The sequence below is a fragment of the Nostoc sp. CALU 1950 genome, from assembly GCF_051172895.1.
In the GTDB taxonomy this organism is placed as follows: Bacteria; Cyanobacteriota; Cyanobacteriia; order Cyanobacteriales; family Nostocaceae; genus Nostoc; species Nostoc edaphicum_A.
The window spans coordinates 122993-137040 of the sequence record NZ_JBDNJQ010000002.1; the positions used below are offsets into that span (position 1 = coordinate 122993).

At 41.6% G+C, this 14048-nt stretch carries 13 protein-coding genes; 4 read left to right on the plus strand and 9 right to left on the minus strand.

The annotated features are described in order from the left end of the window. Positions 1-4: 4 nt before the first annotated feature. From ABF638_RS01200 to ABF638_RS01230, 7 genes are all read right to left on the minus strand, one after another. Entirely contained in the window at positions 5-664 is a 660-nt protein-coding gene (locus tag ABF638_RS01200) for a cyanoexosortase A system-associated protein (protein WP_435019516.1), read from the minus strand. Then, complete coding sequence (crtA, locus tag ABF638_RS01205; RefSeq protein ID WP_435019518.1) at positions 664-1572, minus strand: cyanoexosortase A; 909 nt, start codon at positions 1570-1572, stop codon at positions 664-666. The genes ABF638_RS01200 and crtA overlap by 1 nt, the downstream gene beginning before the upstream one ends. Before the next feature lie 334 nt (positions 1573-1906). Next, positions 1907-2632 (minus strand): PEP-CTERM sorting domain-containing protein, encoded by a 726-nt coding sequence (locus ABF638_RS01210; protein ID WP_435019520.1) that lies wholly within the window; start codon positions 2630-2632, stop codon positions 1907-1909. A gap of 977 nt (positions 2633-3609) precedes the next feature. Then, entirely contained in the window at positions 3610-5712 is a 2103-nt protein-coding gene (locus ABF638_RS01215; RefSeq protein WP_435019522.1) for a glycoside hydrolase family 10 protein, read from the minus strand. Between the two features lie 298 nt (positions 5713-6010). Then, complete coding sequence (locus ABF638_RS01220) at positions 6011-6583, minus strand: HdeD family acid-resistance protein (RefSeq protein ID WP_435019524.1); 573 nt, start codon at positions 6581-6583, stop codon at positions 6011-6013. Between the two features lie 300 nt (positions 6584-6883). Then, on the minus strand, positions 6884-7435 hold the full coding sequence (locus tag ABF638_RS01225) for an alpha/beta hydrolase (protein WP_435019526.1): 552 nt from the start codon (positions 7433-7435) through the stop codon (positions 6884-6886). Between the two features lie 184 nt (positions 7436-7619). Beyond that, positions 7620-7811 (minus strand): bromodomain-containing protein, encoded by a 192-nt coding sequence (locus ABF638_RS01230; RefSeq protein WP_181929045.1) that lies wholly within the window; start codon positions 7809-7811, stop codon positions 7620-7622. Between the two features lie 440 nt (positions 7812-8251). On the opposite strand from ABF638_RS01230, the gene ABF638_RS01235 reads away from it, so the two are divergent. From ABF638_RS01235 to ABF638_RS01245, 3 genes are all read left to right on the plus strand, one after another. Beyond that, the gene (locus tag ABF638_RS01235; protein WP_435019528.1) at positions 8252-8713 is read left to right on the plus strand and encodes a pyridoxamine 5'-phosphate oxidase family protein; all 462 of its coding nucleotides are present in this window, start codon (positions 8252-8254) and stop codon (positions 8711-8713) included. A gap of 59 nt (positions 8714-8772) precedes the next feature. Continuing rightward, complete coding sequence (locus ABF638_RS01240; protein ID WP_435019530.1) at positions 8773-9894, plus strand: aldo/keto reductase; 1122 nt, start codon at positions 8773-8775, stop codon at positions 9892-9894. Positions 9895-10158: 264 nt separating this feature from the next. Further along, complete coding sequence (locus ABF638_RS01245; protein ID WP_435019532.1) at positions 10159-10755, plus strand: DUF411 domain-containing protein; 597 nt, start codon at positions 10159-10161, stop codon at positions 10753-10755. A gap of 59 nt (positions 10756-10814) precedes the next feature. Here ABF638_RS01245 and ABF638_RS01250 read toward each other — a convergent pair whose 3' ends face one another. Both ABF638_RS01250 and cbiE read right to left on the minus strand, forming a co-directional pair. Continuing rightward, the gene (locus tag ABF638_RS01250) at positions 10815-11783 is read right to left on the minus strand and encodes a tetratricopeptide repeat protein (protein ID WP_435019534.1); all 969 of its coding nucleotides are present in this window, start codon (positions 11781-11783) and stop codon (positions 10815-10817) included. A gap of 336 nt (positions 11784-12119) precedes the next feature. Next, complete coding sequence (gene cbiE, locus ABF638_RS01255) at positions 12120-13337, minus strand: precorrin-6y C5,15-methyltransferase (decarboxylating) subunit CbiE (protein ID WP_435019536.1); 1218 nt, start codon at positions 13335-13337, stop codon at positions 12120-12122. A gap of 105 nt (positions 13338-13442) precedes the next feature. Here cbiE and ABF638_RS01260 point away from each other — a divergent pair, with 105 nt between their 5' ends. Next, a complete protein-coding gene (locus ABF638_RS01260; protein ID WP_435019538.1) occupies positions 13443-13652 on the plus strand; it encodes a hypothetical protein in 210 nt (69 codons plus the stop codon). The last annotated feature ends 396 nt before the right edge of the window (positions 13653-14048 follow it).

The following is a 14048-nucleotide window of genomic DNA, read 5'->3' on the forward strand; positions in this document are numbered from 1 at the left end:
AAATTCAAGGTTTTGGAAACCGGGGTTGCCACCACTGATACCAGGAAAACCAAGCTTCTTCTAGTACTTCGTAGGCAGCTTCCGGCGAAGAATTTCCTAAAGTAATCGATAAATGTACCCATAGACAACGTTTGTCTAAAAGTGCCTCCTGTCCTTGTAAAATAGGTATTATCCGAGCAAAACTAATATCTTTGAAATAGCGATTCTCTCTAAACTGTGGATGAGTAAAGGTACTATTTCCCCGTGGGTTAATACAGCTACTTAAATAGGCTTTGTGTCTATCTACCCCTACACCATAGTACCCTACTCCTTTTCGCTGACGCATCGCGGCAGGAGATGTTATGGCAAGATTTTGCTTAATGTATGAACCTATATCTGCGTTGTAAAGATTCTGTAAATAACGCATTTCAATATCTAGAGCTAGGTCATTGTTAACGTATCGATAATGTTTTTCTGCCACTAAGTTTGGATTCTCATTAGTTAAAGATTTTATCGGGCTAGCCACACTTGGTTGCCATTGTGCTAAAGGTACTTTTTCAGAAAAAGCGAAGGTGTTAATTTTCGGTTTATCTGGATTAGGAAATAATATCGCTTTTACCAAAACTAACATTCCGGTGCTAAATACTAAAGCTAAAAACTTAATGCGGGTTTGTTTCCAGTACATCACCTTGGGTTATTTCTAGTATTTTCATTTTCTTGCTCATTTCTGCTGAGTAAAAACCAGCAGAAACAGCCAAAGAATAGAGTAGCAATCATAGAAAATATTAGGGAACCATCACCTTCGTGCCAATATTCAAATGCTTGCTTATCGCCTTGTGCTACTAAGATAGCCATAAGAGCAACCCTGAAGCCATTGACAATAAATCCTAATATTGCAGCTACTATTGGTACAATAAATTTTTGCTGCAAACTTAAGTTAAATAGAAAAATAAATAGTACTGCTAAACTTAATAAATCTATGATTACGTCTATCCCAGCACAGCCAGAATACACTTCTATACTTCCGCCTGGAAGATTAATCATAACTCCAGAACGATTGACTTGAGAGCCTGTATACCAAAGAATAGCTGTAGATAATTTAGCAGTTATAAGTGATATATCTAGTTTATGACGAACCAATACTAAGAAATTGCGTATAGTGAGAAAACCTAATAGCAGCAATTCTTTTCGGTATTGCTTTAGTCCCTTACACCCAGAAGCCAGCAGAGCAAGACCAAAGCCAGATATTAAAGGTAAAAATAAGGATAATATACCAACATTTATCTGAAATGTACTGTTAATAAATACCACTACAAGCAGCAATGTACCTAAAAAGCTAGAGAAAATTCCACTCTCGAAAGTTAAGTTATGGCGCTTTTCTTTAAGGAGAATATACATAGCTATGAAAAATAAAAAACTTATGTAAAGGCTGCTTATAGTACCATGTCTTAATACTAGTGTTAAGTTAATTGCTATTAATGATGATCCTATTCCTAATAGCCAAAATTCGGCATTTTTTAGTGATTTGGCGATAAAATAACTTTTTATCATACTACAAAATACTTTTGCAAGATACTTGATATTTTCTATCAAAAGGCTAGGTCAGTTAGTACAAAGTTTCCAATAATATTAAAATGAAGCGAGTTATCGGGAACGCTCTTATCACCCATAAGTTGGCTGGAAAGTGAACTCTTTATATACTTAGAACAAGTGATTGTATCATGGCTGTAACTGCTAACGAGGGAGTCTAATTTGAAAAAATATATAGATTCACTTGATAATACCATCTCAGAAAACACTGGATGGAGATACATAAGTAGGGGCGTACAGCTTTACTTCCCTATAGCCGATTTATATGTTGCAAATATTTTTGGAAATGGTAGAACATGGTGCTTTAGGTGGTATGTATCGCCCCTAATCTCAATGATTAACTGCTCAATTTGCTAGAGGGTTTTGCTCCTTTTGCGTACTTTCTGCGGAGTATGACTCCAAATCCAGATCCCATCACCATTGCGGCGATCGTTATTGGTTCAGGAACAGGGACAGCCTCAACTTCAACACTGCGAATGAAAAAGTCATCATTTACTTGACTAGCCCTGAATCCAAAAGAGTTACCTGTTTGAAAAGCTAAGGAAGGAGTAAAAATACCAGTGGCGGTATCTCCAAAATTACCTCCAGGGACATCTTGACTAGACCCTATTTGGGTGCCATTTCTAAAGAAAATAAAATCGTCATTCAATAGACCAGAGCCAACATTACCAAAGGTGACAGATGTTAGCTTTACAGCTTGGTTAAAAGCCAATGTGAGTGTTTCAAATGCACCCAATCCATCAATCTGATCAGTAGTGTCAGGGGACGTAAGAATAAAGCCACCACTACTTGTCTGTGTAGATGTTCTTATTCCTAAACCGCCGGTTGTACGAACAGCATTTGTTGCTAATACTATATTAGTTGTACCTGGGATAATATTAGGGGTTGCACTGGCCGATGCAGTCAATGTGACACCACTTACCGGAGCATAAGTTGGATTGACTAAAGTAGAACCACCGAGGTTAAAGGTGATAGCTGATGCTTTTCCTCCAGTAGCAATTACTGCTACCACCGAAGCCGCAGCCACTGCGGATACTTTTTTAAGAATGCTCAAAGTTTGCATTAAATTTCTTCCTCAAAATAAAATAAATGTGTACATCAATATGTGCGATTGTCTGGCAGAATTGCCAGATAATCGCACATATTAGAACTCAATCAGCAGCATCTCACTTTTGTCAAAATATATCTAGCTTTGGGGAATACAATTCGCACGCTAGTTGCTGCTTTTGTGGTCAATGCTGCCCGAACAAGTCAGCACAATATAAAGCCAGTTACTTCAAACGGGTGAACCTCAACTTGAAGCAACTGGCGTGCGAATTCTAATCATCAGGTAGATATGCAAAACCAAAATGCTCCACCAGTAATGAATTGCTATCTAGTCAATAACACGGACATCTAAGATAGTTGCATATAATATAGTCCAAACACAATATTTATTCAATTTGCTTCATTAAATCTTCATCTGATATTGTTGAATATCCTATGCGATCGCTCTTGGATTCAATAGCTTCACAGTAGCGTTGCGGCAGCTTATTTGCATAGTTGTCACCGGCGATCGCTTTTTTAATCAGCTAATGAGCATTTAAGCTGCATAAAACAAGGGCTGGAGCCGCTTACTACAAGCGAACCAGTCTGGAAAAATGAATGACGATTAACTTAGTAGTGTGACGACATCGGGACAAAATCGCTTGCCGTAAAGTATTCAGCGCCAGATTAACCGCAAGTGTGATCGCATTTTAAACTTTTTGATGTCTTGTGCTGTTAAGAAATTAACATTTCGATGAAATAGAAAACCATCCCAGGATTACCCAAGATGGTGAATTTTTCCCAGGATGGGAAAATATTTAAATGTTGCTCAGGTAAAGGGTGAAATTGACTTTAAACACAATACGCTTGGGTTAAGGGTTATTAGTGTAGATAATTGGTCTTTGAAGACGCGATAAATCGCGTCTCTACATCAGGGTTTTGTTGCTCATTCCGAACTGTATTGACTTTAAACAAATCACTTTTGCTTATCATTGTGAGAAATCCGGGTTTTGTTTAACTCACTGTAATAACTGTTCCTACACTCTCATTGGCCAATCTATCCACTGCACACACCGCATAGCTTCCTGCTTGTTGGACGGTAGCGAAGGTTGTGCCAGCAGACAAAATTCGCTGAATTGTCCAAGTATCGCCACTCAGCCGATAAAGTGTCCAAGAACGAACTGGCTGATTATCACCAGGCTGCCAACTCAGTTTGCGGTTATTCACTTGTAATCCAGTCGGTGGTGGGGGTGGTGTTGTATCTTGCCAAGACAAAGTTGGCGGTAGCGCAGGTTTGTTATAAAGAAGACTTTGGAATTTATCAGCAATGCCCTGACTATTTTCCGTCAAAACACCGAGATTAAAGAAGATATTCCCTAATGACAACTGTCCAGCTTGGCTGCGACTAATTATCACCTGCTTTTCAATCTCACCACTCTCTCGACTCTTGTTGCTTGGCTCTGTCAAATTGTTTCCAGCGTAAACGTGTCTTTGCTTTGTATTTATCTGTGTCCACCACTTTAGCAACGCCGAATAACTTTGTTGTGGTTGGTCTGTGCGCCAATATAATTGAGGAGCAATATAATCAATCCAGCCTTCTTCTAACCATTTCTTAGAGTCGGCATACAGAACATTGTAAGCATCCAACCCAGTGATACCAGCGGGTTGTCCAGGGCGATAAATTCCAAAGGGACTAATACCAAATTTTACGTCGGGTTTGGTTGCTTTAATTCCCTGCCAGAGGCGCTGTACCATTTTGTTAACATTGTCCCGTCGCCAGTCGCCAAGGCTGAGTGTACCACCGGCTGCTTTGTATGCAGCGTAGGTTTTGTCATCGGGAAAAGACTGTCCTTCAATGGGATATGGATAGAAATAATCATCTAAGTGAATGCCATCAACATCGTAGCGCTTCACTACATCGAGAATTACGTTGTACGCCCTATCCTGAACTATTTTCAGTCCTGGGTCCATCCAGCGTTGAGTTTTCCACAAATAAACGCTTTCTGGATTGGTAGCTGCTATGTGGGGACGGACTGTTTTGGCTGGGTCGGTGGAAGTGCTAGCGCGGTAAGGGTTGAACCAAGCATGAACTTCAATATTACGCTTGTGACATTCTGCGATCGCAAACGCTAAAGGATCATAAAATGGTTCTGGTGCTTTCCCCTGAGTTCCGGTAATCCAAGCACTCCAAGGCTCTAATTGAGATTCATATAAAGCGTCTCCTTCCGGTCGCACCTGGAAAATCAGGGCATTGAAGTTCAACGCTTGCAATTTAATGGTAATTTCGGTGAGTTCAGCTTTTTGTTGTGCAACAGAAAGTCCGGCTTTGGAAGGCCAATCACCATTCCACACAGATACTAACCATGCCCCCCGGAACTCCCGGCTATGATTTACTCTAACGCTACCGATAGGTGTAGGGGTTGGCGTTGGCGTTGGTGTTGGAGTCGGTGTTGGTGTTGGTGTGGGGGTTGGTGTTGGTGTCGGTATGGGTGTAGGTGTGGTTATTGGCGGCTGCACTAAGTAACTAGAGGCAATTTTTTCTGCCTCACCTAAATACACCAAAGCTTGATAAATAATCACTGCCACATCTGCACGGGTGGCTGCGATATTGGGACTGAGTAATTTCAGATTTGGGAAACTAACCACCAATCCGGCACTAGTGGCAATAGCTACGTGATTTCTACCATAGCTAGGAATCTGAACAGAATCTTGATAAATTTGTGGGAGTGCTGAGAGGAGGTCAGGTTTTACTTTGGTGGCAATTTCTAGACCAGCTACCAAGGAAACTAATACTTCTACTCTAGTAATTCGGTTAGCGGGACGGTAACTTTTATCAGGAAACCCACTAATAAATGCTTTTTCGTAAGCTGCTTGAATGGCGGCGGCGGCCCAATAACTAGTGGGTACATCAACAAAGGGGACATACTGCCGCTTCTTGGCAACTGTGGGAAATGCCTTGGCGATGATGGCGGCAAATTCAGCGCGGGTGAGTGAGTTATCGGGGCGATAGGTGCCATTAGGCAACCCACTGACAATACCACGTTGGGCTAAGGCTGTAATAAATAAGCGTGCCCAATGGTTTTGAATATCCGAGAAGGGAGTAGCAATAGATACCATTGTTGATCGCAGCTAGCTGGCCTGGATTTTGGTTTCCTTAGTTAATTTAGCAATATTGAGAGCGATCGCTGCTGCAATCTCTTTTGAAGTTTGGGATAGGGCATTGAAACGAGGCAGAGGGGCAGAGGGAAGAGTGCAGAGAAGAGGACTTTTCCCCCATTCCCCATCTACTAGGTAGGCGGGAATAAACCAAACAAACTATGTTACTAAAAGTAAACACGCCTAAAACCCTTACCAATGACGAATGACAAATGACAAATGACGACTCTTACAAGTTAACTTTGTTTACGCCCATCTACTAAGTAGCATTTGTAGCTTCGTTAGTAGGGTTTGAGGTTGAACGCGCATTCAACGCCAGCATCACGCGTGAAATGCCAGTGAAAATAATACTGACACCAACTAGTGTGCCAAGAAGCCAAGGCGCATTGAAGGGCCACTGGAACCAAATCATTGCACCTAATACCAGCGTAATAATCCCATCAGCTAGTATCCACGTCCAATTATCTTGCGGACGTAACTGGAATGCCAGAATTAACTCGAATGTGCCTTCAGTCAGCAAAAAGCTGCCAAGCAATAGAGTGAGTGTGAGAACACCCGTATAAGGATAAACAAATAGCATTATGCCCGTTGCAATATAGAGTGCGCTCAACAAAATTTTCCAAAGGAAACCTCCGCGATCGCGGGTTTGAGTGGCATACACTAGTTTTGTAAATCCTGCGAAAATCAAAATCACTGCAATCCAAGTCTCGGCGAATATCGTTGAGATATTAGGCACTGCGATCGCAATAACCCCCACAATACTCAGAAGAACACCAGTTATCAGCGCTCCATTAACATTCTTGTTAATATCTCTAGAAACGTTGGTTGTCATATAAAGTTTTCCCTAACTCTACAATTACGTTAGGGAATTTCTCAGTTAGAAAATAGAACCTTAAGATAGACTCATAGGTATTAAATTTCAGCATTCAGGAGGCAGGAGGAACCCACGTTTAAAACGTGGGATTGAAGTAAGAACGCTTTGTACCGCACTTCGTGCCGCTACGCTAACGCACTCCGCATCTCGGTATAATTTTTTTGATTAACTGGGCAATAACCCAGAACTAAAGTTTCAAGTGATACTCCTAACCTCCTGCCTTCTGCCTCCTAACTCCTGCCTTTTTTGTAACTAGCCTCAGAAAAGTTCTGCAAGATTGCTTAGGCGTTCATAAACAGGGATGAGACGATCTCCTTCAAGTTCCACAGAAGTACTTGGATAATTCTGGATGGCTCCAAGCAGTGTAACTTCACCATTTTGTTTAATAGATTCACTTAAAGCGTTTCGCAGCGCCTCCTGATCTAGTTCTCCTGCGGGAGGGTGAACTACCTCACCAATTTGGTTAACTAAAACTGGCCCTGCCCAGCTAGACAGTAAGCTATTTAAAAAGGAAGGATCGGCTTTTATCGAAGCTTTAAGTGCCTTACGAGCTACAGCGGGATCTTGTTGCGCTGCTTGTAAATAAGCTCTTAATGTCGGGGAAGTTTTGCCAGTTTCTGTAAACTGAGTTAATTCTTGAACAGATATTTGCCCCTGAAAATTACCATACTTTAAAATAACTTGCTCGGCAGCATTAGCATTAGTACTTGAGAGGAGAACAATAGCACCTACACCTAAAGCTACTGTTTGAGTGAGTAACTTAGCGAATTTCTTATTGTTTAATCGATTGAAAAATTGAGTAATCTGCATTTTGTCTAACTTTCTAATGGTGCGGAGTGTACATAGGCAAAAAATGCCTAATCGTTGGATTTTGTAACGAAATTATTGCTACAGATACATGATTAGGGGCTTACATCTGTACGCCCCTACAGCCAATTTATTTATTACAAAGATTTTTGGAAATGGTGTTATCAAGCCTTGTCATTAGGCGAAGCTAATGAGGTAGTATTGGTTTATCTTCGTCTAAGGTTGGTGCAGGTATGCCCAAATGCTTCCTTGCAGATTCTTCAGCTAGCTTTCGGTCTTGCTCGTTCTCGAACTGACTCTCATCTAACAAGTGAGGGTTTTTTGCCGCTTCATCTCGGCTTGGTTTATAGCCATTTTTCCACCTGTACTTCCAGTCCATAAGTTGAAAGGCAGATATACTGCGATTTGATTACCTAGTTTTCATCGTAGGTGCTTAATGGAAAATTATACTCCTGCTATAGGTTGAAGAGGCTCATTCAGAGGGTACAAATCTAACATAAAATTTCACAGTTCCAGAATTTATTTGCCAGAATTTGTTTGATTTTATATTTTCATTCAAAAACCAATCGACGATCGCACCACTAATTTTGTTCCAAATACCATGCCTACAATTGATGCATAAATAAAGTAGTGGTTTTCAAGCAATATCTCTATAGATATAACTAAAATAGCTAATTTTATTATGAGAATTATACCTTTAGGCTCACGCAATTTAAACTAAAAAATTTAATACTGAAAAATATCTTTGCCAGTTTTAAATCTACTTGTAATCAAAAAATTGCAGTCCAGAAAAAGTAAATAGAGAAAAAACTACAACCAATGACAACTTCTACAGATAGGAACCAAGAAATTACAAAACTACATGAACTAATCCAAGATATTGATTATGGTATGTTTACCACAGTCGATGATGATGGAAGTTTGCATAGTTACCCGATGTCCAAGAGTGGCGAGATTAATTCTGATGCCACACTCTGGTTTTTTACCTATGCCGCTTCCCATAAGGTAACAGAGGTTGAACACCATCCGCAGGTCAATGTCAGCTTCTCGTCACCCAATCCGCAGCGGTTCGTTTCTATCTCAGGTACAGCGCAGCTTGTGAAAGATCGCAACAAGATGCAAGAGCTATGGAAACCGGAACTTCAAACCTGGTTTCCTAAAGGACTGGACGAAGCCGATATTGCTTTGCTCAAGGTGAATATTAATCAGGTTAATTATTGGGATAGTGTATCGAGTTTTAAGCCACAAACAATTAGTTTTTTGACCCCATCACGCCTTTAAGACATGTAATTATTGGGCGAAATTGACAAGAATTAAGTGTTTTAAATTACAAAAACTCAATGGCAGATCAAAACAATAATGAAGCCGTCCAAAAGCATCTACCTTTAGAGGTAAAACGGCGACATTTTTTAAAAGGAATCGGCTTTATCGGTGCAGGTGCAGGAGCAATTCTCACTGACCACATCCTCAATGTCAATTCGGAAGTAGAAGCGGCAGAGGTTCCAGCATCATCTGCCACTCCAATGAACAGCACAAACACTGGTGAAATTCCTCTCCGTCCACTGGGAAAAACAGGGGTGAAAGTGTCGGCGATCGCTTTGGGAGGAGCAACTGTAGCGCAGGGAAACAAGCGAGAAGAGGCAATTCGCATCATCCAGGAAGCCATTGATAATGGCATCACCTTCATGGATAACGCCTGGGAGTATAACCAGCATCGTAGTGAAGAGTGGATGGGAGAGGCGTTGCAAGGGCGACGAGACAAGGTTTTTTTGATGACGAAGGTTTGCACACATGGACGCGATCGCAAAGTAGCAATGCAGCAACTTGAAGAATCCCTACGTCGTCTCAAAACTGACCACCTTGACTTGTGGCAAATCCACGAAGTTGTTTACGACAACGATCCAGAAAAGATTTTTCGTACCAACGGGGCAATTGAAGCTCTAGATCAAGCGAAAAAAGAGGGTAAAGTCAGGTTCGTTGGGTTTACGGGTCATAAAGATCCTGCTATTCATCTGAAAATGCTCTCTTACAATTACCCATTTGATACGGTGCAATTGCCGCTTAATTGTTTTGATGCCAGCTTCCGCAGCTTTGAGCGACAGGTATTACCAGAACTCAACAAACGGGGAATTGCCGTAATTGGCATGAAAAGCCTCAGCGGTACTGGTGATGCAGTAAAAAAAGGTGTAGTGACTCCCCAGGAAGCCATACGCTATGTGATGAGTTTACCGATCGCCGCACTGGTTAGTGGTATTGATTCACTGGAAGTACTGCGTCAGAACTTAGCCATCGCTCGTAACTTTCAACCGATGGAAGCAAAAGAAATGCAGGCGTTGCGCGATCGTTGCGCCCAATATGCAACTGATGGGCGTTTTGAACTTTTCAAAACCTCCATGAAGTTTGATGGCGATATAGGCAGAATCCAGCATGGCTTTCCACCCCAAAGCCAAATGGCAACTTGATATTGGGGATTGGGGACATCAAAATAATGCGATCGCAGGCATTGCTGAATCAAAAATGAATCATGCGACATCGCCTTAAGAAAAGCGATCGCTCCATTTATTTTTACCAAAAAAGGCTACAAGATAGATTTTGTAGCCTTTTTTAGGCATTTTTTATAACTAATAAGGAATCGATTTTGCTTTATGGAATATAGTATAATTTTGCGTAAAATCGCAGTGTTTTTAAACACAGAGAGACGCAAAGTAAGTGCAAAGGTACGCAGAGTGTTTTTGAATTATTACTGGCAAAAATGGTTACCGCCCATCTTGGTACGTGCTACTGTGCGAGCAGTAGTAATGATTTGTCTAGTAGCAGGAGTGTTGGGTATTTTGGGAAGCACTGCTCAGATGAGTTATGCTCAAGCTATTTTTCCTAATGCTCAACTAGTAAGTACTACTACGCCTATCCAGGATAAACACATAGCATTAAAATCAACAGCGCTTAATGCCACTGTATATCACAGTCCTGATTGTAACTGTTGTGGCGGGTGGATTGATCACTTAAAGGCACAGGGTTTTAAAGTCACAGACTTTTCTACACCTAACATCGAAACAGTCAAACAAAAGTACAACGTGCCGGATAACTTGTCATCTTGCCACACAGCAATTATTAATGGATATGTCATCGAAGGACACGTCCCCGCAGACGACATCAAACGTCTACTTCAAGAAAAGCCAAATGTTGCTGGTTTATCTGTTCCTCAAATGCCTGTAGGTACTCCTGGGATGGAGATGGGGAATCGAAAAGATCCGTTTTCTGTGTTTTCCTTCGATCGCAAGGACTCAGTTGCAGTATTTAATAAGTATGGTGCTGAGTCTTGAGTGAGTTACGAGTGCTGTTAGCCCCGCTACCGCTAACAGCACTCGTAATTCAGCACTCTTCAATGTTTGGAACCAGATTTGATCAACTGCGACAAATGATTTAACCATCTCTCAAACCAGAAGGTAGATGCGAAAGTTGCAACATTTTGAGAAAGAAGCTCAATTGCATGGTTACAATCTTGCAGGCTTTCATCAAGTCCCATTAGATGATATATTTCACGAGCATTGCAAAAGGCATTAAGCGCTTCTGATTCTCGATTAATTTTTTCTAACACCAAACCCAAATTAAACCAGGCGTTTGCTTCCCCATTTTGGTCATTGAGATCCATTTTAATCTCTAATGATTGTTGATAAAATTCAAACGCTCTTTGGTATTCTCCCAAAGCTTTATAAGCACTGCCCAAACCACTCAAGGCCATAGCTTGGCTATTGCGATCGCTAATGAATTTTGCCAGCCCTAACCATTGCTGGTAAAACTCAATTGCCAGTTGGTAATTCCCTAATGATTCATAAGTATTGCCCAAACTTCCCAGGCTTATGCATTCTCCAGTCCAATCGCCGATTTTCTTGGTTATACTCAACCACTGTTCATAGAACTCTATCGCTTGCTCATACTTACCCAGGTATTCATAAGTATTACCCAAACTTCCCAAGCAAATACCTTCCCCAGTGCGATCGCCTATTTTTCTGGTGATACTCAACCACTGGTGATAAAATTCAATCGCTCGCTGGTATTTGCCCAGTGATTGGTAAGCGTTACCCAACCCAGATAAAGATTTGGCAACGCCTGCGTGATCGCCTGTTTCTCTAGCTATATCCAACCACTGCTGATAAAACTCAATTGCCAGATGGTACTCGCCTCGTGAGTAGTAAGCATTGCCCAAACTTGCTAAAGAAATGACTTCTCTATTGCGTTGGCTTTGCCCGCCATAGGCATCGCCTGTTTCTCTAGCTTTTTCTAAGCACTGTTCTTCAAACTCAATAGACTCAATGTTATTTAGGCTCCCGAATCTAATTACTTCTGTCATTTTCTATAGAAAACGAAATTTTTGGTTAATAAGCTGTCGATTATACAATTTTCTGTGACTTCAGCACAGGATAAGTGCAACTTCTTTCAAAATCTAGAAATTGTTCTTCAAAAACTTTCTTTTATACACAGCCCTGACTGTGTATAAAAGAATTTTATTTATATTCTTTCAAATAAAAAAATACTCAATTACTTTTTGTGGAGTTGGCGTTTCACCCGTAGCTAAAAGCGGGCTTTCCGACCCACCCCACAAGATTGGATAATTTATTTGTTGGAAGTCTCTGAGTAACAAGCCTATTAAATATAGTATGCTACAAAATTTAGACTACTGTTTATTTCAGTTTTCAGATTTTACAACTACCCATTGCGTCACAGGCGCCATTGCTCGCCAGCCCAAAAATTTACCAATAGGTTCCGCCCGCTGAATAGCAATACGAGTAAAATCGCCACCGACTCGTTTATGCCATTGAAATAAAGTTTGCTCACCCTCTACCGTCACCACATTTGCCACCAAACGTCCACCCGGCCGCAGTGCTTCCCAACAAACATCAAAAAGTCCCGTTGCTGTCACTCCACCACCAACAAAGATGGCATCTGGTGCTGACAAGTCTTTCAGGGCATGGGGCGCTTTCCCTTCAATGATTTGCAGATTCGGAGTACCAAGAGTGGCAGCATTATCAGCAATATATAGTAGTCTAGAAGAATTTTGTTCGATCGCGATCGCTCGACACCGAGCATGGCTCCGCATCCATTCGATAGAAATTGAGCCGCAACCCGCGCCAACATCCCACAATAATCCTCCCGGTGTGGGAGCCAAAGCTGCTAGGGTAACTGCCCTAACTTCACGCTTTGTTAACTGTCCATTGTGGTGGTAGGCGTTATCTGGTAATCCTGGTAATCTTGGCAAAGGAATAACCCCAGGATCAGCAATACAATAAACTGCGATCGCATTCAAAGCCGCAACTTCAGTTTCACTCCAAGATGCAGCCGTCCCTTCCACAATTCTTTCATGAGTGCCACCCATGCGCTCCAATACGGTGATTTTACTGCCACCGTAGCCGCGATTTGTCAAAATTTCAGCAACAATGGCGGGTGTGTCTTTCCCTTCACTCAAAATCAACAACCGCGCTTTTGGATAAATGTAAGACTGGAGTAGGGAGGATGGACGACCATTCAAACTTAAGGTTTCCACCTCAGTTAAAGACCATCCCACCCTGGCACAGGCGAGGCTGAAGGCTGAAGGTGCGGGAATAATCGTCATTTCAGAGACGGGAATTCGCCGCATCAAGGTGACACCAATGCCGTAACACATAGGATCGCCACTGGCTAGTACGCAGATTGACTGACCCCGACGCTGGATGATTTCCTCTACAGAAGTGCTAATAGGGGATGTCCAGACTAGTTTCTCACGCTGGTCATCTTTAGGGAGCATTGCTAAATGGCGATCGCCTCCCACAATTACTTTAGCTTGAGTGATTAGGGAAAGAGCGATCGCGCTTAATCCCTGTAATCCATCTTCCCCAATGCCGACGATAGAAAGCCATTTCTCTGTCATGCTAATTCATGATTAATAACTAATATTTGACGCTAATTCTAATTCTGAATTATTCCGTCAATTTTGGTAGAATATAGTTCATAGTGCTGGATTGAGGATAACAGGATGAACTCACTCCCAGAAATAGAAGCTGCTATTCTGCAACTGTCTGAAGATGAAATGCGGGATTTATCAAACTGGCTTCAAGAATATCTCAATGATGCCTGGGACAAGCAAATCGAAGCAGATGCAAAATCCGGTCGATTGGATCAGTTAATCCAGCGTGCAAAAGTAGATATTGAAGCTAATCGGGTGAAACCGTTAGAGGTTGTTTGAAAAGTTTTTCGCTGTGACTTTAAGCACTTTTAGATCCGCCCTTACCCCCTTTTTAAGGGCTACGGTGTACACACAAGTCCTAAAAACCTAGCTTGATAAGCATTTCCTCGTTCCCAGTCTCCGACTGGGAATGCATTCATTGAGTCTCTGACTCAATATCTAACTAGAGGCAGAGCCTAGGCTGTTGACTCTGTACCTTTTAGCCCACAAGACTTCATGCAGAAATTGTGTTTTTTATTTTGGCGTAAAGATGGCTGTTGCGGGCGCTTTCACACAAGCAAAAACCAGCACAAATAATTTTTCGGTAATTCCCAAAAAAATAGCCAAAATCAACAGCCTAGGCAGAGCCTCTAATTAGGCATTCCTATGCAGAGCATAGGAACGAGATAAAAGATT

What these genes read in the sequence shown, in the direction of transcription:
- ABF638_RS01200 (WP_435019516.1), bottom strand. Translation starts at nt 664, where the DNA reads ATGTACTGGAAACAAACCCGCATTAAGTTTTTAGCTTTAGTATTTAGC.
- ABF638_RS01210 (WP_435019520.1), bottom strand. Translation starts at nt 2,632, where the DNA reads ATGCAAACTTTGAGCATTCTTAAAAAAGTATCCGCAGTGGCTGCGGCT.
- ABF638_RS01215 (WP_435019522.1), bottom strand. Translation starts at nt 5,712, where the DNA reads ATGGTATCTATTGCTACTCCCTTCTCGGATATTCAAAACCATTGGGCA.
- ABF638_RS01220 (WP_435019524.1), bottom strand. Translation starts at nt 6,583, where the DNA reads ATGACAACCAACGTTTCTAGAGATATTAACAAGAATGTTAATGGAGCG.
- ABF638_RS01225 (WP_435019526.1), bottom strand. Translation starts at nt 7,435, where the DNA reads ATGCAGATTACTCAATTTTTCAATCGATTAAACAATAAGAAATTCGCT.
- ABF638_RS01230 (WP_181929045.1), bottom strand. Translation starts at nt 7,811, where the DNA reads ATGGACTGGAAGTACAGGTGGAAAAATGGCTATAAACCAAGCCGAGAT.
- ABF638_RS01235 (WP_435019528.1), top strand. Translation starts at nt 8,252, where the DNA reads ATGACAACTTCTACAGATAGGAACCAAGAAATTACAAAACTACATGAA.
- ABF638_RS01240 (WP_435019530.1), top strand. Translation starts at nt 8,773, where the DNA reads ATGGCAGATCAAAACAATAATGAAGCCGTCCAAAAGCATCTACCTTTA.
- ABF638_RS01250 (WP_435019534.1), bottom strand. Translation starts at nt 11,783, where the DNA reads ATGACAGAAGTAATTAGATTCGGGAGCCTAAATAACATTGAGTCTATT.
- cbiE (WP_435019536.1), bottom strand. Translation starts at nt 13,337, where the DNA reads ATGACAGAGAAATGGCTTTCTATCGTCGGCATTGGGGAAGATGGATTA.
- ABF638_RS01260 (WP_435019538.1), top strand. Translation starts at nt 13,443, where the DNA reads ATGAACTCACTCCCAGAAATAGAAGCTGCTATTCTGCAACTGTCTGAA.